The sequence below is a fragment of the Lutibacter sp. TH_r2 genome, assembly GCF_033101135.1.
GTDB lineage: Bacteria > Bacteroidota > Bacteroidia > Flavobacteriales > Flavobacteriaceae > Lutibacter.
This window is the reverse complement of sequence record NZ_JAWMPV010000002.1, coordinates 114,320-137,232: the sequence shown is the minus strand read 5'-3', so window position 1 is coordinate 137,232 and position 22,913 is coordinate 114,320. Positions and strand designations below refer to the sequence as shown.

The window sequence follows — 22,913 nt, the reverse complement described above, 5'->3', positions numbered from 1 at the left end:
CCTAATTAGGCTATTTTAGATTGAAAAAATTTATTTAGCGAACAAATATAAGGCTATTCTATTAAATTTTTCTAAAGGAAAGGTATCTATTTTTTTTAACTCTTCAATTGACTGAATTTCTGCAACTTTATTTTTATAAGTAAAAATTTTCTTGGTTAACTCATAATCAATATAAGGTAATGCTAAAACCTCTTTAAATGTGGCTTCATTTATATTTAACTTTTGAATTATTGGCTTTTGTTTTATTTCAAAATGATTTAAAATTTCTTTACAATTATCATCGTTTAATCCATAAACTTCATTTAACTGATCTTCAAAATAAAAGCCTTTAATTGAATTTCTATATTTGACAATTCTAGCTGAAACATACTCACTAATTCCAATTTTAAAAAAATCTTGAGCTGTTGCTTTATTTAGCTCTCTTTTCTCTAAAGGAAGATTTATTAGTTTTTTTGGCTTTGACTTCTTTTTTTGTTTGCTTACCCAATTTGGAAACTTAAATAATGGAGAAATTTTAAGTAATAAACTATCACTTACACCTGTAACTTTTTGAAATTCTTTTTTCGAATTAACATATTTTCCAGTTTTTCTGAATAAAAGTAATTTATCAATTTCTTTTGTAGACATTCCTAATTGATATCCTTTATAATCAGTAATATAATTAGGGTTAAAAGGTTTTATCTCAAACTTTTTAGATAAAAAATTTAATTTTTGAAGTGAATCAAATTCTTTTTCAAAAGCTATTAGTTGAGTATTTGAAACTTCAAAAGAATTTTTATTTGAAAAATCTACAAAGAAAAAAACTAATTGAAGTAAAACTATAATTAAAAGCAAAAACAAAATCCCATTTCGTTGACGTTTATTGTAATTGAAATAGGATTTAATATTTATCATTTAGCTTTATGAGTTTTTAATTTATCTTTTCTTCCAATTGCTATTAAATATTTACTTAACTCCTTTTTCACCTTTGGAGCTAGTAATAACAAACCAATAATATTTGGAAATACCATAGCAAAAATCATAGCATCTGAAAATTCTATTACAGAACCTAAACTAGAAGATGCACCAATAACAACAAAAATTAAAAATAATGTTTTATATGAAATATCTACTATTTTACTTTTTCCAAATAAATATTTCCAACCTTGAATTCCATAATATGACCAAGATAACATGGTTGAAAAAGCAAATAGAATAACTGCTATTGTTAATAGAATAGAAAAATTAGGAATTGCAGAATCAAATGCTACAGATGTCAAATCAACACCTCCTAAATGTTTTCCTGTACCATTCATTATTACATTTTTTCCAGCATCTAAATTTGAATAATTAAATAGGTTGCTTTTTAAGTTAGTTACAACAATTACCAAAGCTGTCATAGTACAAATAATTACTGTATCTACAAATGGACCAATTGAAGCTACTATTCCTTCACTTGCAGGGAATCTAGTTTTAACTGCTGCATGTGCAATAGATGCTGATCCAACACCTGCTTCATTAGAAAAAGCAGCTCTTTGAAAACCTACAATCATAACTCCAATTACACCACCTACAACAGATGTTTTATTAAATGCTCCATCCCAAATTTGAACTAAAGCATCAGGAATAATTGTAATATTCATTACAATAATAACTAAAGCAGCACCAACAAACATTATCCCCATTAATGGAACAATTTTTTCAGTTACTTGTCCAATTCTTTTAATTCCACCTATTATAACTATTCCAACTAAAATAGCCATAATAATTCCAAAGAAAAAACCAGAATCAAGTCCAAAAAGCAATTTAAATTGCGCTGCTGCTTGATTGGATTGAAACATATTTCCACCTCCAAAAGATCCTCCAATTACAAAAATGGCATACATCCCTGCTAAAACTTTTCCTAAACCTGCTAATTTTTTCTCTTTTAAACCTTTTTTTAAGTAATACATTGGACCTCCATATATTTTCCCATCTTCACCAACTTCTCTATACTTTACACCTAATGTAGCTTCAACTAATTTTGTAGACATTCCTAAAAAACCTGCTAAAATCATCCAAATTGTTGCTCCAGGTCCACCAATTGCAATTGCCACAGCAACTCCGGCAATGTTTCCTAAACCAACTGTAGCAGAAAGTGCTGCTGTTAATGCTTGAAAATGTGTAACCTCACCTATTACTCCTTCAGCTTGTACGCTTTCAAAAACATCTCCTCCTGGTGTAGGGTCTCCAGCTGCTATATCAACGGAATGATGGTCAACACTATCGTATTTTCCTTTAGCTGCTCTTATAGCAACTCCTAATAATGTAATATTTGCAAATTTAAAATACAACGTAAAAAATAAGGCTCCCAGTAATAATATAATAATTACAATAGGAACATCAATACCAACAATTGAAACTGGATAAAAAACTACATGGCTAACAGCATCTGCAAATGGTTTAAATTTTGCTTCTATTTTTTCATCTATAGTTAATTCTTGTGCAAATGTTAAAAATGGAGTGATAAGTAGTAATAAGGATAGTATTTTATGTTTCATAAATATCTGTTTTTTTTAAAACAGCTGCAATATGGCAAAAAATTGAAGTTACTGCAAGTTTTTAACAGGAAAACAAGAAATCTATTATTATTCTAAATAATATGATGAAAAAGCAATAATTAGAGTTAAAAAATTTCTCTTAATTTTTTTATCTGTTCTTTATTACCTAAAACAATTAAATGTGTATCTGCTTCAAGTTTTATAGTAGCTTCAGGGTTTATAATATAATCATTCCCAGCAGTTTTAAAGCCTATAACTGTACAACCTGTATGGTTGCGTAAATCTAAATCTAAAATTGTTTTATGAAGATATTTAGAAGGAAGTTCATCTACAGATATTTCTTCAAGGTTTGCTTCTACTTCACCAGCAATTGTTAATCTATCAACAAATTCAACTAAATCTGGAGTTACAACTAACGATGCCATGTGCGCACCTCCTAATTTATCTGGCATAATAACATTTGTTGCACCAGCAAATTTTAGTTTACCGTAAGAAGATTCATTAGAAGCTCTACTTATTATAATACATTTTTTATTGTATTGACGAGCAGTTAATACCACAAATAAATTATCAGCATCTGAAGGTAAGGCGGTTATTAAACTTTTAGCTCTTTCAATTCCTGTTGAAATTAAATCCTCATCAATAGTTGCATCGCCTTCTATATATAATACACCGTCCCGCTCCAAATCTGCCATTTCATCTTTGCGCTTTTCAATAACTACGCAAGGCTGATCAAAATGTTTTAATTTAGCAACTGCTTGTTTACCATTTCTTCCATAACCACATACGATAGTATGATTTTCTAATTGACTAATTTCTTTTTGCACTTTTTTTAATTTTAACTTTTCAAAAAATCTTCCGTTAGCTATAAATTCGGTTAAAATAGAAGCCGTATAACCGTAAGCACTAATACTAATTAAAATAAGAAAAATTGTAAATAATTTTTCATGTTGATTTAATGGATGTACTTCACCAAACCCAACTGTTGTCATTGTAATAATTGTCATATACAATGAATTGATGAAATTTTCATCTGACAACAACATGTATCCAATAACTCCAATAGTTATTACGGAAATAAATAAGCCAATAGCTCTGTATATTTTTCGAGGTAAATAGGTTGTCATTTATAAATCAAAAACTGATTTTCTTTTTGTATAAAACATATCTTTTAATCGCAATAAAAAAGCTAATGTCAAATATATTCCAAACGAAAAACCTAATGTTACAAAAGAAATATAAATAAAAAACAAACGCACATTAGATGCACTCACTCCTAATCTATCAGCAAACCTAGAAGAAACGGCAAAACCATGCCTTTCAAAAAAATGTCGTAAAGAATCAATCCAACTCACAAGCCTAATATATGAATGCAATATAGTAATTAAATGAATAAGATATAGAGGATATAGTAAAATTTTAGTTTCATTTATTTAACTTTGCAACTTTCCAATTTTCAATGCATAAAAAAGAAGAATATATAGAAGTGTATGGAGCACGTGCCCATAACTTAAAAAACATAGATGTTCGTATTCCACGAGAAAAACTTGTTGTTATTACTGGTTTAAGTGGTAGCGGAAAATCATCTTTAGCATTTGACACTATTTATGCTGAAGGTCAACGGAGGTATATTGAAACATTTTCAGCGTATGCTCGGCAATTTTTAGGCGGGCTTGAAAGACCCGATGTAGATAAAATTGAAGGGCTTTCTCCTGTAATTTCTATTGAACAAAAAACAACTAATAAAAGCCCTCGATCAACCGTTGGTACAATTACAGAGATTTACGATTTTCTTCGATTATTGTATGCAAGAGCTGCCGATGCTTACTCCTACAACACTAATAAAAAAATGGTGAGTTATAGCGACGAGCAAATAAGAGACCTTATTTTGAAAGATTTTGACGGAAAAATAATTGTTGTTTTAGCTCCAGTAATTAAATCTAGAAAAGGGCATTATAGAGAGTTGTTTGAGCAAATTGCTAAACAAGGTTTTGTTAAGGTTAGAGTTGATGGTGAAATTGTAGATATTGAAAAAGGAATGCGTTTAGATAGATATAAAACGCATGATATTGAAATTGTTATAGATAGATTACAAGTTTCAAAAGCTTCAGAAAAAAGATTAGAAGAAACCATTACTACTGCTTTATATTCTGGAGAAAATATTTTAATGGTTATTGATTACGAAACTAATACTCCTCGATATTTTAGTCGAGAATTAATGTGCCCAGAAACGGGTATTTCATATCCAAATCCAGAACCAAACACTTTTTCTTTTAACTCACCTAAAGGTGCTTGTCCAACTTGTAATGGACTTGGAAAATCTAATAAAGTAAATATTAAAAAAATAATTCCTAATAATACAATTTCTATAAAAAATGGAGGAATTGCACCTTTAGGAGAACAAAAAAGTAGTTGGATTTTTAAACAACTAGCCTTAATTGCTGAACGTTATAAATTTCAATTAAGTGATCCTATTTCAAAAATCCCAAAAGAAGCACTCGATATTATTTTAAATGGTGGTAACGAAAAATTTGAAGTAGTTTCAAAAGCAATGGGAATTACACGCAACTATGAAATTGATTTTGAAGGAATTATAAATTTTATTGAAAATCAATTTAAACATAGTGAATCCACTTCTATAAAACGCTGGGCAAGTGATTTTATGGATGAAACTGTTTGCGAAACTTGTAACGGAAATAGACTAAAAAAACAAGCTTTATACTTCAAAATAAATAATAAAAATATTTCACAATTAGCACAATTCGACATTGTTGAATTAGCAAATTGGTTCGATGCTCTTGAAAGTAAACTTTCTAAAAAACAAGTAATTATCGCTTCAGAAATATTAAAAGAAATTAGAACTCGAATCCAGTTTTTATTAGATGTAGGTCTAGATTATTTAACACTAGATAGAAGCTCTAAATCACTTTCTGGCGGTGAAGCCCAACGCATTAGATTAGCAACACAAATAGGCTCTCAATTAGTTGGTGTGCTTTATATTTTAGATGAACCAAGTATTGGTTTGCATCAGCGCGACAATCAAAAATTAATCAATTCTTTAATAAACTTGCGTGATGTTGGAAATTCAGTAATTGTAGTGGAACATGACAAAGATATGATTGAGCATGCTGATTTTGTTTTAGATATTGGTGCTGGTGCTGGAATACACGGTGGAGAAATTGTAAGTAAAGGCTCTTTTTCTGAATTAAAAACACACAATACGTTAACTGCCGATTATTTAAACGGTACAAAAAAAATAAAAATCCCTTCAAAAAGAAGAAAAGGAAACGGTAATAAAATAAAACTTTCAGGTGCTAAAGGAAATAATTTAAAAAACTTAACTGTCGAATTTCCTTTAGGTAAAATGATTTGTGTTACTGGTGTTTCCGGAAGTGGAAAATCAACTCTAATTAACGAAACTTTATATCCAATTTTAAATAAACACATATATAGAGGTGTAAAAAAACCAATGCCTTACAGCAAAATAAAAGGTTTAGAACATGTAGATAAAGTTATTGCTATAGATCAATCTCCAATTGGAAGAACTCCTCGCTCAAATCCTGCAACCTATACTGGAGTTTTTAGCGAAATAAGAAGTTTATTTGCAAAAACAAGCGAAGCCTCCATTAGAGGTTACAAACCAGGTCGATTCTCATTCAATGTAAAAGGTGGAAGATGCGAAACTTGCCAAGGTGGTGGAGTTAGAGTTATTGAAATGAATTTTTTGCCAGACGTTCAGGTAGAATGCGAAACTTGTCAAGGTAAACGTTTTAATAGAGAAACACTAGAAATTAGGTACAAAGGAAAATCAATTTCTGATGTTTTAAATATGACCATGGAAGAAGCTGTAAAGTTTTTTGAACATATTCCAAAAATTTACAGAAAACTTAAAACAATAAATGATGTTGGATTAAGTTATATAACATTAGGTCAACAATCTACAACACTATCAGGCGGTGAAGCACAACGTATAAAACTAGCAGCTGAACTTTCAAAAAGAGATACTGGTAATACATTTTATATTCTTGATGAACCTACAACAGGTCTTCATTTTGAAGATATTAGAGTGTTAATGGAAGTTTTAAACAAACTTACCGACAAAGGAAATACTGTATTAGTAATTGAACACAATATGGATGTTATAAAACTTGCTGACCACATTATAGATATAGGAATGGAAGGTGGTAAAAATGGTGGTGATTTAGTTTGCTCTGGAACTCCAGAAGAAGTTGCAAAACATAAAACTAGCTTTACAGCACAATTCTTAAAAAAAGAATTAAATTAGACCACACTCAAACAAAAATAGATACTAAAAATTAAACACAAATATGTCTCCAAACGAAGATAGAAAAATACGCGAAAAGTTTAAACAAAAAACTTGGAATGAAGTAAAAACAAATGACTCTTGGGCAATTTTTAAAATTATGTCCGAGTTTGTTGAAGGTTACGAAAGATTGAGTAAAATGGGACCTTGCGTAAGTATTTTTGGCTCTGCAAGAACCAAAGAAGATCACGAATATTATAAACTAGCAGAAAATATTGCTTACAAATTAACCAATAGTGGTTATGGAATTATTACTGGTGGTGGTCCAGGAATTATGGAAGCTGGTAACAGAGGTGCTTATAGAGGAAAAGGAACTTCAGTAGGATTAAATATTGAATTACCTTTTGAACAACACGACAATCCATATATTGATAAAGATAAAAGTTTAGATTTTGATTACTTTTTTGTTAGAAAAGTAATGTTTGTAAAATATTCACAAGGGTTTGTAGTTATGCCTGGAGGTTTTGGAACCATGGATGAATTATTTGAAGCAATTACTTTAATTCAAACTAAAAAAATTGGTAAATTTCCAATTGTATTGGTTGGAAGAAAATTTTGGAGTGGATTATTAGAATGGATTAAAACTACACTAATAGAAGAAGGAACAATAAGTCCAAAAGATTTAGACCTTATTTCTATAGTTGATACTGAAAATGAAGTTCTTGAAGTAATTGACACGTTCTATAAAAAATACAGTTTAAGCCCTAATTTCTAAATCAACATTGAAAAAGTATTCCATTTTTATAACCTTAACTTTTGTATTTTGTATAAACAATACTTTGTTTGCTCAAAATAACAACATAGAAATTAATGCTTTTTTAAATACGGAAACTAACGAAATTGAAATTCAACAAAAAACTATTTATTATAATAAATCAAATAGTATTTTAAGTGAAGTTTACTTTCATAATTGGGCTAATGCCTATAAAAATAAAAAAACACCTCTAGCTAAAAGATTTATTGAAAATTACTCTAAACAATTTCATTTTTCAAAAAATAAATTTAGAGGTAATACAGACATTTCAACCATACAAATTGGTAACGAATATATTAATTGGGAAGAGTCTAAAAAAAATCCAGATATTTTAAAAGTTCACCTTTTAAAACCACTTAAACCTAGAGATTCTATTGAAATATCAACAAATTACACGGTTAAATTACCCAAAGATAAATTTACAAATTATGGCTATGGAGATTTAAATTTTCATTTAAAATATTGGTATTTAGCTCCTGCTATTTACACTAAAAAATGGGAAGTTTATAACAATTTAGACATGGATGATTTGTACATGGATTTTACTAATTACAACATAAATTTTACAATTCCTTCAACATATGATTTAGTTACAGATTTAGACCAAAACAAAACCGAAAACAAATTAACAACTACCTATAAATTAAAAGGAATAAATAAATTAGATGTTGAACTTATAATTACACAATACAACAATTATATAAAATACAATTCACGCTCAACTAGAATAATTTCAAACCTTAATCAAACTGATTTAAACACAAACCTTAAAACCGATATTTTAAACCGAGAATTATTATTTTTAGAAAAATATTTTGGAAAACTCTCAACAAACAGGTTATTAATTAGCAATGTAGAATATGAAAAAAATCCGGTTTATGGATTTAGTCAACTACCATCATTTATCGCTCCTTACAAAGAAACCTTTGAGTGGGATATTAAAATGTTCAAAATTTTAAGTAAAAAATACATTCAAAATCAATTTATTTTCAATCCAAGATCAGATTATTGGCTGCAAGATGGTATGCAAACCTATTTAATGATGAAATATGTTGAAACATATTATCCCGATATAAAAGCTATTGGAGATATGTCTAAAGTTTGGGGAATTCGAAAATTACACCTCTCAAAAGTTGATTTCAACAGTAAATACAGCTTTGTTTACCAATTTGCAGCTAGAAAAAACATAGATCAATCCTTAACCACAAGATCAGATTCACTTTCAAACTTCAATAGAAAAATTGTAAATAAATATAAAGCTGGTTTAGGGATAAAATATCTCGAAGCATATGTTGGCGAACAAACAATATTTAACGCTATTAAAAAATTTACTAACAAACATAAATCTTCCATTACAAAAAGTGATTCTTTTTTAGACGATATTGAAACTGAAAAAGATTTAAGTCTTTACAAAATTGATTTTTTAAACTCAACAAGAAAAGCAGATTATACAATAAAAAAAATTATTAAAAAACAAGACTCTATTGATGTTCTAATAGAGAATAAAAGCAACATTTCTGTTCCTATTCAACTTTACGGAGTAAAGGATAACGAAATTAAATTTACACAATGGTTAAACGGATTTGATTCTATAAAAAGATTTTCAGTTCCAAAAAATGGATTTGATAAACTCTCTTTAAATTATGAATCTCTACTTCCAGAAATTAACATGAAAAATAACTGGAAACATGTAGGTAGTAAATTATTTCACAGGCCACTGCAGTTAAAGTTTTTAAAAGACATTGAAAACCCTTACTACAATCAAATATTTTACATTCCTGTTTTAAGATATAATTATTACGATGGAGCAGTTTTAGGGTTAGCATTTTCAAATAAAACAATTTTAAATAAAAGTTTTATCTATAAATTATCACCTTCATACAGTACAAAAAGTAAAACATTTTCTGGCTCTTATTCATTTATATATGAAAACCTTCCAGAAAACAGAAAAGTTAACAAGTTTAGAATTGGAATTGGCGGAAGCAATTATCATTACGCTCAAAACCTAACTTACAATTCAATTACGCCATTTGCATCTGTTGAATTTAAAAGAAAAAGTTTACGAGATGTAAGTTCTAAAGTTTTAGCAGCATCTTTAATCTCCATTAACAAGCAAAAACCTAAAGTTTTAACCAATCACGAAGAATCGTACAAATACAATGTTTTTAATTTAGGTTATGGGTATTCTAACCCTAATATTATAACAGATTTTAGATATGGAGCAAACTTTCAAATAGCTAATAATTTTAGTAAAGTATCACTTACTGCGCGCTACAGAAAACTTACAAATGCAAATAGACAATTTGACGTTCGGTTTTACGCTGGTGCCTTTTTAAAAAACAATACCGAATCAAATTTTTTTAGTTTCGCTCTAGATAGACCAACAGATTATTTATTTCAATATGATTATTTAGGACGATCGGAAACCAGCGGTTTTTTTAGCCAACAAATTATTATTAATGAAGGTGGTTTTAAATCTAAACTTCCTGTTCCTTTTGCAAATCAGTGGCTAACAACAGTAAATACCAGTGTTGGAATTTGGCGTTGGTTAGAATTATATGGTGATGTTGGCCTAGTAAAAAACCGAGGAGAAAATGTTTACTTTGCTTATGATAACGGTGTACGCTTAAATTTTATCCAAGATATTTTAGAAGTATATTTCCCTGTGTATTCCAATTTAGGATGGGAAGTTTCACATCCACAATACAGTTCAAAAATTAGATTTGTTCTAGTTTTAAACCCTAAAAAAATCTTTAATTTTGTAAAAAGAGGGTTTTATTAATAGCTACTAAAAAACACTTCTTATTTTCAAATAAAGAGTAAACCTACTATATTCTTAAAGAAAATCTAGTTAAAAGTCTAATTAATAATTGATTTTTATTAACCACTTAAAATTTGTACTTTTGCAAAGCTAAAAAACAATGTTTTTATGATGGAAAAAACTTCTTCTTCTCAACAACAACTATCATTTTCAGAATTTAAAAAAGAAGTATTACAGGATTACAAAATTGCTGTATTAAGTAGAGAATGTAGTTTATTAGGACGAAGAGAAGTATTAACCGGAAAAGCTAAATTTGGAATATTTGGAGACGGAAAAGAAATTCCTCAATTAGCTATGGCAAAAGCATTTAAAAAAGGTGATTTTAGATCTGGCTATTATCGAGATCAAACCTTTATGATGGCTATTGGTGAACTAACACCTCAACATTTTTTTTCAGCTTTATATGCAAATCCAAATATAGATGCCGATCCAATGTCTGCTGGGCGCCAAATGGGTGGACATTACACAACACATAGTTTAGATGAAAATGGAAAATTTAAAAATCTAACTGAACAATACAATTCAACATGCGACATCTCTCCTACCGCTGGTCAAATGCCAAGAATGTTAGGAATTGCAAAAGCTTCTAAATTGTACAGAAACCTTCCTGAAATTAAAAATTCTAAATTCTCAAATAATGGAAATGAAATTTCTTGGGGAACTATAGGTAACGCAAGTACTAGTGAAGGTGTATTTTTTGAAACTATAAACGCTGCTGGTGTTTTACAAGTTCCTTTTATAATTAGTATTTGGGATGATGCTTATGGAATTTCTGTTCCAGCTAAATACCAAACTACTAAAGAAAATATTTCTGAAGTATTAAAAGGTTTTCAACGTGATAAAGACAATAATGGTTATGAAATACTAAAAGTTAAAGGTTGGGATTATGCTACCTTAATAAATGTATACAATAAAGCTGCAGAAATAGCTCGTGTAGAGCATACGCCTGTATTAATACACGTTGAAGAATTAACACAACCACAAGGTCACTCAACTTCTGGATCTCACGAACGTTACAAGTCAAAAGAGCGTTTATTATGGGAAAAACAACACGATTGTATTGCTAAAATGCGCGATTGGATTATTGAATTTGATTTAACAGATGAAAAAGGAAATTCATTAAAATTTATTGAATCAGAAGAAGAATTAATTAGAATAGAAAAAGACGCAAAAAAAGAAGTTATACAAGCTAAAAAAACTGCTTGGAAAGCTTTTATAAATCCAATAAAAGAACAAAAGAAAAAACTACTTATCATCCTATCTAATTTGGCCGATAAAAGTAGTAACAAACAGTTTATTTTTAAATTAAAAAATGAATTAGATAGTACTGTAGATGCTTTAAGAAAAGATTTACTTTCTACCGCTAGAAAAGCTCTAGTATACGTTAGAAATGAAGAGTCTATAGAAAAAAAACAACTTCAAAATTGGATTCAACACTATTTTAAAACTGAACAACCAAAATACAGTTCTCACTTATACAGTGAAACTGAAAGTAAAGCTCAATTAGTACAAGAAGTTCTACCAACTTATAATCAAAATGCTGATTTAGTTGATGGAAGAATTATTATTAAAGATAATTTTGACACACTATTTGCTAAACATAAAAACCTTTTTATATTTGGTGAAGACGCCGGAAACATTGGTGATGTAAATCAAGGTTTAGTTGGACTTCAAGAAAAATATGGAAAATTAAGAGTTGCTGATACAGGAATTAGAGAAGCTACAATTATTGGACAAGGTATTGGTTTAGCTTTACGTGGTTTACGCCCTATTGCCGAAATTCAATATTTAGATTATTTATTATATGCTATACAAATTTTAAGTGATGATTTAGCCTCACTTCATTATAGAAGTGCAGGAAAACAAAAAGCTCCACTTATTGTCCGCACACGTGGACATAGATTAGAAGGTATATGGCATTCAGGTTCTCCAATGGGAGCAATTATACATTTATTAAGAGGAATGCATGTACTAGTTCCTAGAAATATGACAAAAGCTGCCGGATTTTATAACACTTTATTAGAGAGTGATGAGCCAGCCTTAATTGTTGAAAATCTAAACGGTTACCGATTAAAAGAAAAAGCACCTAACAATTTTGGAGAATTTAAAACACCTATTGGAGTTGTAGAAACTGTAAAAGAAGGAACAGACTTAACTGTGCTATCATACGGTTCAACTTTAAAAATTGTTGAAGATATAGTTCCAAACCTAAATCAAGTTGGTATTAATATTGAAATTATTGATGCACAATCACTTCTTCCTTTTGATATAAATCATGATGTTGTAAAAAGTATTCAAAAAACAAATCGATTATTAATTGTAGATGAAGATGTTCCGGGTGGTGCTTCTTCATATTTATTAAACGAAATTTTAGAGAACCAAAATGCATATCAATATTTAGATAGTAAACCTTCAACATTAACTGCAAAAGCTCACAGGCCAGCTTATGGTACTGATGGTGATTATTTTTCAAAACCTAACGCTGAAGATATTTTTGAAACTATCTATAATATTATGAGAGAAGTACAACCTTCAAAATATAAAAAATTATATTAAGAAACCATTGTTACAAACTTTATAAAACTCAATAAAAGTGCCAATTATGGCACTTTTTTTTGCTTACTACCACAATTATTTTATGACAAATATCAGTAAAATGATTTAAATCATATTTTATTCAACGAAAACGTTTTAAATTTGAGAATACTTGAATTAGAGTAGTTTATTCACATAAAAAATTATAATAATGGCAAAAGTAAAAGGTGCTATCGTAGTAGATACAGAAAAATGTAAAGGCTGTGAGGTTTGTATTCCTGTTTGCCCTGAAGATGTAATTGGAATGACGCAAGAAGTAAACAGAAAAGGTTACCATTATGCCTATATGAAAAACCCTGAAGCATGTACAGGATGCACAAATTGTGCAATAGTTTGTCCTGATAGAGCAATTACAGTATACAGAGTAAAAGTTTCAGATTAAAAAATTAACTAATTATGTCAGAATTAAAATTAATGAAAGGTAACGAGGCATTAGCTGAAGCTGCTATTAGAGCAGGTGTTGATGCATACTTTGGTTACCCAATTACACCACAATCTGAAGTTATTGAATATTTAATGAGTGAACAACCAGAAAAAAGAACTGGTATGGTTGTACTTCAGGCTGAAAGTGAAATTGCAGCTATAAACATGGTCTATGGAGCTGCAAGTACTGGAAAAAAGGTAATGACCTCCTCTTCTAGTCCTGGAATTTCATTAAAACAAGAAGGAATCTCTTATATAGCTGGTGCAGAATTACCTGCTGTAATTGTAAATGTTGTTCGTGGTGGTCCAGGTTTAGGAACAATCCAACCTTCACAGGCAGATTATTTTCAATCTGTAAAAGGTGGTGGACACGGAGATTATCATTTATACGTATTAGCTCCATCTTCAGTACAAGAAATGTCAGATTTTGTTGAAGATGCTTTTGATATTGCTTTTAAATACAGAGCTCCTGTGTTAATTCTTTCGGATGGTCTTATTGGTCAAATGATGGAGAAAGTTGAACTAAAAGATCAACAAGAACGTTTAACCGATGAAGAAGTTATAAAACGTTACGATAGTTGGGCAACTACCGGAAAAACAAATAGAGAACGTAATATTATAACTTCATTAGATCTAGTTTCTGAAAAAATGGAAGCTAGAGTTCATAGATTAATGGCAAAATATAAACGTATGGAAGAAGAAGATCTTCGATACGAAAAAATAATGTGTGACGATGCTGATTATTTATTTGTAGCCTATGGTTCTAGTGCACGTATAGCTCAAAAAGCTTTAGAATTAGGTAGAGAAAAAGGCATAAAAATTGGTTTATTACGTCCAATTACATTATTTCCTTATCCAAAACAACAATTATTTGAATTAGCAGACCAAGTAAAAGGTATTTTAAGCGTTGAATTAAATGCTGGTCAAATGGTTGAAGACGTAAAATTAGCAGTTGAACACAAAGTTCCAGTAGAGCATTTTGGTAGAACAGGTGGAATTATTCATACACCTGAAGAAGTATTAGAAGCTTTAGAACAAAAAATTATAAAAAATGGAAGTATTAGACATCATAAAACCCGAGAATCAAGTATTCTGTAAAACACAATTATTGACCGATACAACCTTATCGTATTGTCCTGGTTGTGGTCATGGTACTGCACATAGTATTACTATGGAAGTAATTGAAGAAATGGGCATAGTTGAAGATACTATTGGTGTTGCACCTGTAGGTTGTTCTGTACTTGCTTATGACTTTATGAATATTGATATGACACAAGCTGCACACGGTAGAGCTCCAGCAGTTGCTACTGCTATAGCTAGAGTCTGGCCAGAAAAATATGTTTTCACCTATCAAGGTGATGGAGATTTAGCAGCTATTGGTACTGCAGAAACTATTCATGCTTGTAATAGAGGAGAAAATATTGTAATTATTTTTATTAATAATGGTATTTATGGAATGACTGGTGGACAAATGGCACCTACTACGTTAGAAGGAATGATGTCTTCAACATCGCCTTACGGTAGAGATGCTAAAACTATGGGAATGCCTATAAAAATGACAGAATTAATTTCTAATTTACCAGGTGTTTATTACGCTACTCGCCATGCTGTGCACACACATAAACATGTTAGAAAAGCAAAAAAAGCTATTAGAAAAGCATTTGAAAATACACGATTAAAAAAAGGTATTTCTTTTATTGAAATTGTTTCAAATTGTAATTCAGGTTGGAAAATGACTCCAAACGAAGCAAATGTTTGGATGGAAGAACACATGTTCCCATACTTTCCACTTGGTGATATTAAAGTTAATGGAAAATTAAAATAATAGGTTATGACAGAAGAAATTATTATAGCAGGTTTTGGTGGTCAAGGTGTACTATCAATGGGAAAAATTTTAGCATATTCTGGCATAATGCACAATCAGGAAGTTAGCTGGATGCCTTCTTATGGACCTGAAATGCGTGGAGGAACTGCAAATGTTACTGTTATTTTAAGTGATAACAGAATAAGTTCACCATACTTAAAAGTTTTTGATACTGCCATTATTTTAAATCAGCAAAGTATGGATAAGTTTGAAGAAACAGTGAAACCAGGAGGTTTATTACTATATGAACCAAACGGAATTCATCAACATCCAACTAGAAAAGATATTAATATCTACCAAATTCAAGCTAATAAATTAGCATTGGAAATGGGTAATACTAAAATTTTTAATATGCTAGTTTTAGGTGCATATTTAAAAATTAAACCTATTGTTGAATTAGAAAATGTTATAGATGGTTTAAAAAAATCGTTACCAGAACGTTATCATCATTTAATTCCTTTAAATGAAGAAGCCATTGAAGTTGGTATGAACAATGCAAAAAAATATATAGTTGAAGATTCTATTCTTCAAAGTTAAATTCTGATTATACATAATAAAAATCGGTTAAAAGTGCTATATTTACTTTAACCGATTTTTTTATGAAAACAATTTTAATTACTGGAGGCACAGGACTTATAGGTAAAACTTTACAACAAAAATTAATTTTACTAGGCTTCAAGGTCACTATTTTAAGCAGACGTAAATCTGAAGATTTAAACGTTTTTTATTGGAATATTTCTGAAGGAATTATAGAAGAAAAAGCTATTAAACAAGCAGACTATATAATTCATTTAGCTGGAGCTGGAATTGCTGATAAACGTTGGACAGCAAAAAGAAAGGAAATATTAGTGAATAGTAGAGTAAATTCTACTCAATTATTATTAAAAAAAGTAAAAGAATTAAATCCCAACCTAAAAGGGTTTATTGCAGCATCTGGTATTGGTTATTATGGCGCTATTACTTCAAACAAAATTTATAATGAAGAAGATATTCCAGGATCAGATTTTTTGGCTGAAATTTGTAAAGTTTGGGAAAAAGAGTCTTTTAAATTTCAAAAAAATAATATTAGAACAGTAGTTTTAAGAACTAGTGTTGTTTTTTCTGAAAAAGGTGGTGCGCTAGAAAAAATAATAAACCCTATAAAAAAAGGAATTGGAGCAGTTTTAGGAACTGGTAAACAATACATGCCATGGATTCATATTGATGATTTATGTACTATGTATGTTGAAGCTATAACTAATAAAAACATAATAGGTATTTACAATGCTGCAGCCCCAGAACATATAACAAATAAAGAGCTTACTTTAAAAATTGCAGCTATTTTAAATAAAAAAATAATACTTCCAGCTGTTCCATCATTTATGTTAAAACTAATTTTTGGTAAAATGGCTATTATTCTATTAGAAGGAAGTAGAGTTTCATCTAAAAAAATAGAAAAAACAGGTTTTAGTTTTAAATATACAACTGTAAATTCTGCGCTAAAAAATTTACTTTAACGTGTTTTTATATGGCCTAATTATTAGTCTAGTTTCTCTATCAAATCTAATATAATTATAAACCCAATTTAAAAATACCACAGCTTTATTTCGAAACCCAATTAACGAAAATAAATGAACAAACATCCATACAAACCAAGCAAAAACACCTTGAAATTTCCAGTTTGGTAAATCTACTACGGCTTTATTTCTACCAATAGTTGCCATTGAACCTTTATCTTTATACACAAAAGGTTTTATCTCTTTGTTTTCTATAATTTTAATAATGTTTTTTGCTAAATGTTTACCTTGCTGTATTGCAGGTTGTGCCATCATGGAATGACCGTATGGGTATTTTTCTGATTCCATACTAGCAACATCACCAATTGCAAAAATATTTTCACATTCATTAACTCTACTAAACTCATCTACCTTAAATCTACAAGGTCTATCAATTATACATTCTTCTTTTAAACCTTTAATTGTAGCTCCTTTAACTCCAGCAGCCCAAATTAGAGTAACAGCTTTAAATTGATCTTCACCATTAGTTTTTACATTTAAACCATCGTAATCCAAAACACGTAGGTTTTTCCAAACATTGACTCCTAATTTTATTAGAAAATCTTCAGCTTTTTCTGAAGCTTTTTTACTCATTCCTTTTAGTAATCTATTAGAACTTTGAATAACATTTATTTGCATTGTTCTAATATCTAAATCTGGATAATCTTTAGGTAGTATTCCTTTTTTCATTTCAGCCAAAGCACCAGCTAACTCTACGCCTGTTGGACCTCCACCAACAATAACAAAGTTCATAAGCGCTTTTCTTTTTTCTAAATCTGTTTCAAGTAAAGCTTCTTCAAAATTTTCTATAATTAAACTTCTAATATTTAACGATTGTGGAATAGATTTCATTTCCATTCCATATTTTTCAATATTTTTATTTCCAAAGTAATTGGTTTCAGAACCTGTTGCTATTACTAAATAATCATATTCTAATGTTCCAATTGTAGTATTCACTTTGTTTTTTTCTGGAAGCACTTCTATTACCTTTGTTAATCTAAAAAAATAATTTTCTAAATCGTTTATAGTTTTACGTAATGGAAAAGCAATACTATCAGGCTCTAAACCTCCAGTAGCAACCTGGTACAATAAGGGTTGAAATGTATGGTAATTATGTTTATCTAATAAAACAACCTGAAGTTCCAAATTTTTTAATTCTTTAGCAACAGCTAATCCTGCAAATCCACCACCAATAATTACAACTCTAGGAAAACTTGTTTGAGGTATATTCATATTTTTTATTTAGTAGTATACAAATGTACAAATACTAATAGATTATTAAAGGCTTCTTTTTAATTCTTGAAGTGTTGAATTGGAACTTATTAATTTTTTTATCAGTATTTCACTTACAACTTCAACATCATCATTTAAATACTTTGCCCAATTATTATTTTTAAATAGGGATTTTATTTCTTTTTGTCTTTTAAAAGCATTGTCTAATGTCATTAAAAAAAAAGTAGTAGTACTTTCCTTTCTTTTAATAATTTTAGAAGTTCCGTTTTCAAAAACCTGTATATAAAATTCTTTTTCTAATGAATTTAAAGGAAAAAAATCGAACCAATTTGCATAACCAACATAGTAATTTTGATTTTTATAATGCTCTACTCCACTTATTTTCCATCTACAATTTCCAACTCTTCCCCAATGATTTGAATAACGATACACTCCTTGCTTTGTATAAAAATACAAGCTCCCAGATTTACTTTTATAATGAATTTTATTTTCTTTAAAAAAGTCTTCTTGAACTATTTCAAACTCACAATAAGAATGTTTATGGAAATTAAATTTGTTGTAGCTTTTCAAATTAAACTATAATTACTTTTTAAGTATCAAAAGTATTAATTAATTAGTTTTAAAACTACATCCTTTACTGGTAAAACCTTTTTAGTATGTTCAATACTTGGTCCTGCAACCCAAACTGTTTTATAAGTTGCTTTAGTAGCTGCATTTTTGGTAGCATTCATTCCTATTGAAAAACGAATCATTTTTACCCATTTTTTTAGTTTCTTATTTTTGTTTAAAACACGTTCTATCCAAGTTTGCTTTGTTCCTATTTTTTGAACGTAAGGTGTATTAATAACGGTACATGGTGTTCCAGAAATACGCTCTGTCATAACAATATCTTTTTCGCCATACTCAACACAAGCCTGCTTGTATTCATCTGTTACGCCCGCTTCAATTGATGCTATAAACGGACTTCCAACAGAAACGCCTTCAGCTCCATAACTTAACATTCTATCAATATCAGCTCTACAGCCTACTCCACCAGCTGAAATTATTGGTATGTTACAATTTTCAACTAAATTAGGTATTAATACTTCTGGTGAAGAACCTCCTCTATGTCCTCCAGCTTCATTATTTACAGCAATAATTGCATCTGCACCTAAATTTTCAACCTTTTTAGCAAATTTTAAATCAACCACATCACAAAATACTTTAATCCCAACTTTGTGAGCTTCATTAATTGTATCTTCTGGACTTCCTAATGATGTAATTATAAAATCGGCTCCTTCTTCACAAATAACCCTTAATTGTTCTTTATATTTAATATTTGACTTATTTACAATTAAGTTAAATCCATACGAACCACCTTTAACTTTTGCGGCTTTTAATTTTTTAAGCGCAGCTCTTAACTCTTCTAAAGTTCTATAATTTAAAGCAGGAATACAACCAGCTATACCACTTTTCATAGCTTCAATTACCATGTTTGTATTTGAAACCAAAAACATTGGAGCTTGTATAATTGGATATGTTATATTGAGTAACTCACTTAATTTAGTAGTCTTCATTTTTTAGGATTTTTCCAAATATAGGGAATATACTTAATAGATACCTTTCAAGTAGTCCTCACTATGATCTACTTTTATTTCAACCCACATTGGTAAATGATCTGATATTTGAAATGTTTTCCATGTTTTATAATAATATTCAAACAATTCATTATCATTTAATATCATTGCTTTTAAATCTGCAATTGCATTAGTTAGCTTATCTATGTCTTCAGTATTTGGAGTTTCTTTTCCTTGCAATTTAACTAACTCTTTTTCCTTTCTTTTTAGTTGTTTAGCTAATGTTTTTATTACTTCAGGTTTATAATCTTCAAACTGATTTTCTCTAAATACATGGTTAAAAAAATTAAAAGTACCTGCGCTATTATCTTCTTCACCTAATTGAAAAAATCCAGATTTAGAGCGTATCCCAATTTGATCGTAATATTTTGTTTGAAACGTATTTGTACCTTCTGGTTTTTTACGGATTTGTTCTGGAATTTTAAAACCATTGTCGAGTAATGCTTCCATAGTTTTATGCTCGTGATCTACAATATTAAAATCTCCCAAAACCATTAATGTTTCCTTATCGCTATCTGCCTTCTTTTTTAAGAATTTAGCAATTCCTGCAATTTCTTCTTGCCTTCTAACTAATTTTACTCCAGAATCTGCTCCAAAATAAATATGAACTGTACATAAACTAAATTTTGTCCAACCAGATTGAAAAGAAACCATAAAAGGAGTTCGTGCAAATTGTATATCGCCTTGAATTAAACTTGTTTGTGGAAGCACAACTTCTCCTGCTACATTTTTAAATGAAACTCTTCTAGTATCATAAATAAAGGTCATACGTTCTTGATTTCCACTTGCGCCAGCAGTTACATCAGTTGTTATATAATTCCATTTATCACCTAATAAATACATTAATTTATAAAGTGCTTTTAAATTTTTATTTACTTCTTGTACTGCAATTAAATCGAATTCTGAAACCATTTGAGCAATGTAAAAATAGGATTCTTTCAAGCGCGGACCATGGTTAAATTTATTCGAATCAAAATCGCGAATGTTCCAAGTTGCAATCAATAAATTTTTATCCAAGCTTTTTTTAGGAACTTTATCTTTTATCGCATTTTTAAGTTCTAATAAATTATTGACAACAAATTCTCGTTTATCACTTTTAATATCTTTTTTTAATTGGTAATATCTCATAAGTTCTAGATTTATGGTTGATAATTATTACCTTATTAAATTACAAATAAATTCAATAGTAAGCATAAAAAAAACTGTCTAAAAGTTTTCACTTCTAAACAGCTTTAAATTTATTTTAAAAAAGAAGAAAATTATTAGTCTTCTTTTACCTCTTCAAAATCAACATCTTCTACATTGTCACCTTCACTTTTAGGTTGACCATTGCTTTGAGCATCTCCAGTTGGAGCACCTTGAGCTTCACCTTCTTGTTGCGCTTTGTACATTTCTTCACTTGCAACTTTCCAAGCTTCGTTAATTTTCTCCATTGCAGCATCAATTTGAGCTAAATCTTTAGATTCGTGTGCTTTTTTCAACTCTGCTAAAGCAGCTTCAATTGGTCCTTTTTTATCTGCTGATAATTTATCCCCAAACTCTTTTAATTGCTTTTCTGTTTGGAAAATCATAGAATCTGCTCCATTAATTTTTTCAGCAGTTTCTTTAGCAGCTTTATCAGCTTCAGCATTTGCATCAGCGTCAGCTTTCATTTTTTCAATTTCAGCATCAGATAAACCTGAAGAAGCTTCAATTTTAATGTTTTGAGATTTTCCTGTAGCTTTATCAGAAGCTGTTACATGAATAATACCGTTTGCATCAATATCAAAAGTTACTTCAATTTGAGGAACTCCTCTTTGCGCAGGTGGAATATCAGTTAATTGGAAACGTCCAATTGTTTTGTTATCCGCAGCCATAGCTCTTTCACCTTGTAACACGTGAATATCTACTGATGGTTGGTTATCTGCAGCTGTTGAGAATACTTGTGATTTTTTTGTAGGAATGGTAGTATTTGCATCAATCAACTTTGTCATAACATTACCCATAGTTTCAATACCTAAAGATAATGGAGTAACATCTAATAATAATACATCTTTTACATCACCTGTTAAAACTCCACCTTGAATAGCTGCTCCAATTGCAACAACCTCATCTGGATTTACACCTTTTGAAGGCGCTTTTCCAAAGAATTTTTCTACAGCTTCTTGTACTGCAGGAATACGTGTTGAACCACCAACTAAAATAATTTCATCAATATCTCCTGTTGATAAACCAGCATTGTTTAATGCAGTTTTACATGGCTCAATAGTTCTTTTAATTAAATCGTCAATTAATTGTTCAAATTTAGCTTTAGATAAAGTTCTTACCAAGTGTTTTGGTCCACTAGCTGTAGCTGTAACATAAGGTAAGTTAATTTCTGTTGAAGCAGAAGATGATAACTCAATCTTTGCTTTTTCAGCAGCTTCTTTTAAACGTTGTAAAGCCATTGGATCTTGACGTAAATCCATATTTTCATCAGCTTTAAACTCATCAGCTAACCAATCAATAATTTTTTGGTCAACATCATCACCACCTAAATGCGTATCACCATCTGTAGCTAATACTTCAAAAACACCGTCTCCTAACTCTAAAATAGATACATCATGTGTTCCACCTCCAAAGTCAAAAACAACTATTTTTTGGTCTTCACCTTTTTTATCCATTCCATAAGCTAATGCTGCTGCGGTAGGCTCGTTAATAATACGGCTTACTTTTAAACCTGCAATTTCACCAGCTTCTTTAGTTGCTTGACGTTGTGCATCGTTAAAATATGCAGGAACTGTTACAACAGCTTCAGAAACTTCAGTTCCTAAATAATCTTCCGCAGTTTTCTTCATTTTTTGAAGTACCATTGCTGAAATTTCTTGAGGTGTGTACAATCTACCATCAATATCAACTCTTGGTGTATCATTATCACCTTTAACAACTTTATAAGGTACACGTTCTGCTTCCATTTTAGATTCAGAATATTTGTTACCCATAAAACGTTTAATTGAATAAATGGTTTTTAATGGATTTGTTACTGCTTGTCTTTTAGCAGGATCTCCAACTTTACGTTCTCCTCCTTCAATAAATGCAACTATTGATGGAGTTGTTCTTTTACCTTCTGCATTAGGGATTACCACTGGCTCATTCCCTTCCATTACAGAAACACAAGAGTTGGTAGTTCCTAAATCTATTCCTATAATTTTACTCATAATTATATATTTATTTTTTTTGTTTTTAAATCTTTTTAAACTTACATCAACAA

At 29.8% G+C, this 22,913-nt stretch carries 18 protein-coding genes; 9 read left to right on the top strand and 9 right to left on the bottom strand.

Annotated features, from left to right (window positions below; all coding sequences use genetic code 11):
* Positions 1-30: 30 nt before the first annotated feature.
* From R3X25_RS07995 to R3X25_RS07980, 4 genes are all read right to left on the bottom strand, one after another.
* Positions 31-894 carry a helix-hairpin-helix domain-containing protein gene (locus R3X25_RS07995; protein WP_317673663.1) on the bottom strand — a complete coding sequence of 288 codons (864 nt, stop codon included), beginning with the start codon at positions 892-894 and terminating at the stop codon, positions 31-33.
* Positions 891-2,519 (bottom strand): alanine/glycine:cation symporter family protein, encoded by a 1,629-nt coding sequence (locus tag R3X25_RS07990; protein WP_317673661.1) that lies wholly within the window; start codon positions 2,517-2,519, stop codon positions 891-893. The genes R3X25_RS07995 and R3X25_RS07990 overlap by 4 nt, the downstream gene beginning before the upstream one ends.
* A gap of 125 nt (positions 2,520-2,644) precedes the next feature.
* On the bottom strand, positions 2,645-3,646 hold the full coding sequence (locus R3X25_RS07985; protein ID WP_317673659.1) for a potassium channel protein: 1,002 nt from the start codon (positions 3,644-3,646) through the stop codon (positions 2,645-2,647).
* Entirely contained in the window at positions 3,647-3,874 is a 228-nt protein-coding gene (locus R3X25_RS07980) for a PspC domain-containing protein (protein ID WP_317673657.1), read from the bottom strand.
* A 104-nt stretch (positions 3,875-3,978) separates the two neighbouring features.
* On the opposite strand from R3X25_RS07980, the gene uvrA reads away from it, so the two are divergent.
* The 9 genes from uvrA to R3X25_RS07935 all read left to right on the top strand — a co-directional run bounded on the left by uvrA (position 3,979) and on the right by R3X25_RS07935 (position 16,796).
* Positions 3,979-6,804 (top strand): excinuclease ABC subunit UvrA, encoded by a 2,826-nt coding sequence (gene uvrA, locus R3X25_RS07975; RefSeq protein WP_317673655.1) that lies wholly within the window; start codon positions 3,979-3,981, stop codon positions 6,802-6,804.
* 43 nt (positions 6,805-6,847) lie between these two features.
* The gene (locus R3X25_RS07970) at positions 6,848-7,558 is read left to right on the top strand and encodes a TIGR00730 family Rossman fold protein (RefSeq protein ID WP_317673653.1); all 711 of its coding nucleotides are present in this window, start codon (positions 6,848-6,850) and stop codon (positions 7,556-7,558) included.
* Between the two features lie 7 nt (positions 7,559-7,565).
* On the top strand, positions 7,566-10,379 hold the full coding sequence (locus R3X25_RS07965) for an aminopeptidase (protein WP_317673651.1): 2,814 nt from the start codon (positions 7,566-7,568) through the stop codon (positions 10,377-10,379).
* Between the two features lie 150 nt (positions 10,380-10,529).
* Positions 10,530-12,974 carry a thiamine pyrophosphate-dependent enzyme gene (locus tag R3X25_RS07960; RefSeq protein ID WP_411556576.1) on the top strand — a complete coding sequence of 815 codons (2,445 nt, stop codon included), beginning with the start codon at positions 10,530-10,532 and terminating at the stop codon, positions 12,972-12,974.
* 190 nt (positions 12,975-13,164) lie between these two features.
* On the top strand, positions 13,165-13,395 hold the full coding sequence (locus R3X25_RS07955; RefSeq protein WP_317673647.1) for a ferredoxin family protein: 231 nt from the start codon (positions 13,165-13,167) through the stop codon (positions 13,393-13,395).
* A gap of 14 nt (positions 13,396-13,409) precedes the next feature.
* The gene (locus tag R3X25_RS07950) at positions 13,410-14,534 is read left to right on the top strand and encodes a 3-methyl-2-oxobutanoate dehydrogenase subunit VorB (RefSeq protein WP_317673645.1); all 1,125 of its coding nucleotides are present in this window, start codon (positions 13,410-13,412) and stop codon (positions 14,532-14,534) included.
* Complete coding sequence (locus R3X25_RS07945; protein WP_317673643.1) at positions 14,488-15,261, top strand: thiamine pyrophosphate-dependent enzyme; 774 nt, start codon at positions 14,488-14,490, stop codon at positions 15,259-15,261. Before R3X25_RS07950 ends, R3X25_RS07945 begins: the two co-directional genes overlap by 47 nt.
* 6 nt (positions 15,262-15,267) lie before the next feature.
* A complete protein-coding gene (locus R3X25_RS07940; RefSeq protein ID WP_317673641.1) occupies positions 15,268-15,837 on the top strand; it encodes a 2-oxoacid:acceptor oxidoreductase family protein in 570 nt (189 codons plus the stop codon).
* 62 nt (positions 15,838-15,899) lie between these two features.
* Positions 15,900-16,796, top strand: coding sequence for a TIGR01777 family oxidoreductase (locus R3X25_RS07935; RefSeq protein WP_317673639.1), 897 nt, complete (start codon positions 15,900-15,902; stop codon positions 16,794-16,796).
* On the opposite strand, the gene R3X25_RS07930 is transcribed toward R3X25_RS07935, so the two are convergent.
* The 5 genes from R3X25_RS07930 to dnaK all read right to left on the bottom strand — a co-directional run bounded on the left by R3X25_RS07930 (position 16,788) and on the right by dnaK (position 22,860).
* Positions 16,788-18,068 (bottom strand): NAD(P)/FAD-dependent oxidoreductase, encoded by a 1,281-nt coding sequence (locus tag R3X25_RS07930; RefSeq protein WP_317673637.1) that lies wholly within the window; start codon positions 18,066-18,068, stop codon positions 16,788-16,790. The genes R3X25_RS07935 and R3X25_RS07930 overlap by 9 nt on opposite strands.
* Positions 18,069-18,113: 45 nt before the next feature.
* On the bottom strand, positions 18,114-18,638 hold the full coding sequence (locus R3X25_RS07925; protein WP_317673635.1) for a hypothetical protein: 525 nt from the start codon (positions 18,636-18,638) through the stop codon (positions 18,114-18,116).
* 35 nt (positions 18,639-18,673) lie between these two features.
* Positions 18,674-19,624: a nitronate monooxygenase gene (locus tag R3X25_RS07920; protein WP_317673633.1), complete on the bottom strand. Its 951-nt coding sequence runs from the start codon at positions 19,622-19,624 to the stop codon at positions 18,674-18,676.
* A 33-nt stretch (positions 19,625-19,657) separates the two neighbouring features.
* The gene (locus R3X25_RS07915) at positions 19,658-20,812 is read right to left on the bottom strand and encodes an endonuclease/exonuclease/phosphatase family protein (RefSeq protein WP_317673631.1); all 1,155 of its coding nucleotides are present in this window, start codon (positions 20,810-20,812) and stop codon (positions 19,658-19,660) included.
* A 134-nt stretch (positions 20,813-20,946) separates the two neighbouring features.
* Complete coding sequence (gene dnaK / locus R3X25_RS07910; protein ID WP_317673629.1) at positions 20,947-22,860, bottom strand: molecular chaperone DnaK; 1,914 nt, start codon at positions 22,858-22,860, stop codon at positions 20,947-20,949.
* Positions 22,861-22,913 lie beyond the last annotated feature (53 nt).

Excerpts from the sequence above, each read along its gene's own strand:
- R3X25_RS07995 (WP_317673663.1), bottom strand. The coding sequence starts at position 894 with ATGATAAATATTAAATCCTATTTCAATTACAATAAACGTCAACGAAAT.
- R3X25_RS07990 (WP_317673661.1), bottom strand. The coding sequence starts at position 2,519 with ATGAAACATAAAATACTATCCTTATTACTACTTATCACTCCATTTTTA.
- R3X25_RS07985 (WP_317673659.1), bottom strand. The coding sequence starts at position 3,646 with ATGACAACCTATTTACCTCGAAAAATATACAGAGCTATTGGCTTATTT.
- uvrA (WP_317673655.1), top strand. The coding sequence starts at position 3,979 with ATGCATAAAAAAGAAGAATATATAGAAGTGTATGGAGCACGTGCCCAT.
- R3X25_RS07970 (WP_317673653.1), top strand. The coding sequence starts at position 6,848 with ATGTCTCCAAACGAAGATAGAAAAATACGCGAAAAGTTTAAACAAAAA.
- R3X25_RS07960 (WP_411556576.1), top strand. The coding sequence starts at position 10,530 with ATGGAAAAAACTTCTTCTTCTCAACAACAACTATCATTTTCAGAATTT.
- R3X25_RS07955 (WP_317673647.1), top strand. The coding sequence starts at position 13,165 with ATGGCAAAAGTAAAAGGTGCTATCGTAGTAGATACAGAAAAATGTAAA.
- R3X25_RS07950 (WP_317673645.1), top strand. The coding sequence starts at position 13,410 with ATGTCAGAATTAAAATTAATGAAAGGTAACGAGGCATTAGCTGAAGCT.
- R3X25_RS07945 (WP_317673643.1), top strand. The coding sequence starts at position 14,488 with ATGGAAGTATTAGACATCATAAAACCCGAGAATCAAGTATTCTGTAAA.
- R3X25_RS07940 (WP_317673641.1), top strand. The coding sequence starts at position 15,268 with ATGACAGAAGAAATTATTATAGCAGGTTTTGGTGGTCAAGGTGTACTA.
- R3X25_RS07935 (WP_317673639.1), top strand. The coding sequence starts at position 15,900 with ATGAAAACAATTTTAATTACTGGAGGCACAGGACTTATAGGTAAAACT.
- R3X25_RS07930 (WP_317673637.1), bottom strand. The coding sequence starts at position 18,068 with ATGAATATACCTCAAACAAGTTTTCCTAGAGTTGTAATTATTGGTGGT.
- R3X25_RS07920 (WP_317673633.1), bottom strand. The coding sequence starts at position 19,624 with ATGAAGACTACTAAATTAAGTGAGTTACTCAATATAACATATCCAATT.
- R3X25_RS07915 (WP_317673631.1), bottom strand. The coding sequence starts at position 20,812 with ATGAGATATTACCAATTAAAAAAAGATATTAAAAGTGATAAACGAGAA.
- dnaK (WP_317673629.1), bottom strand. The coding sequence starts at position 22,860 with ATGAGTAAAATTATAGGAATAGATTTAGGAACTACCAACTCTTGTGTT.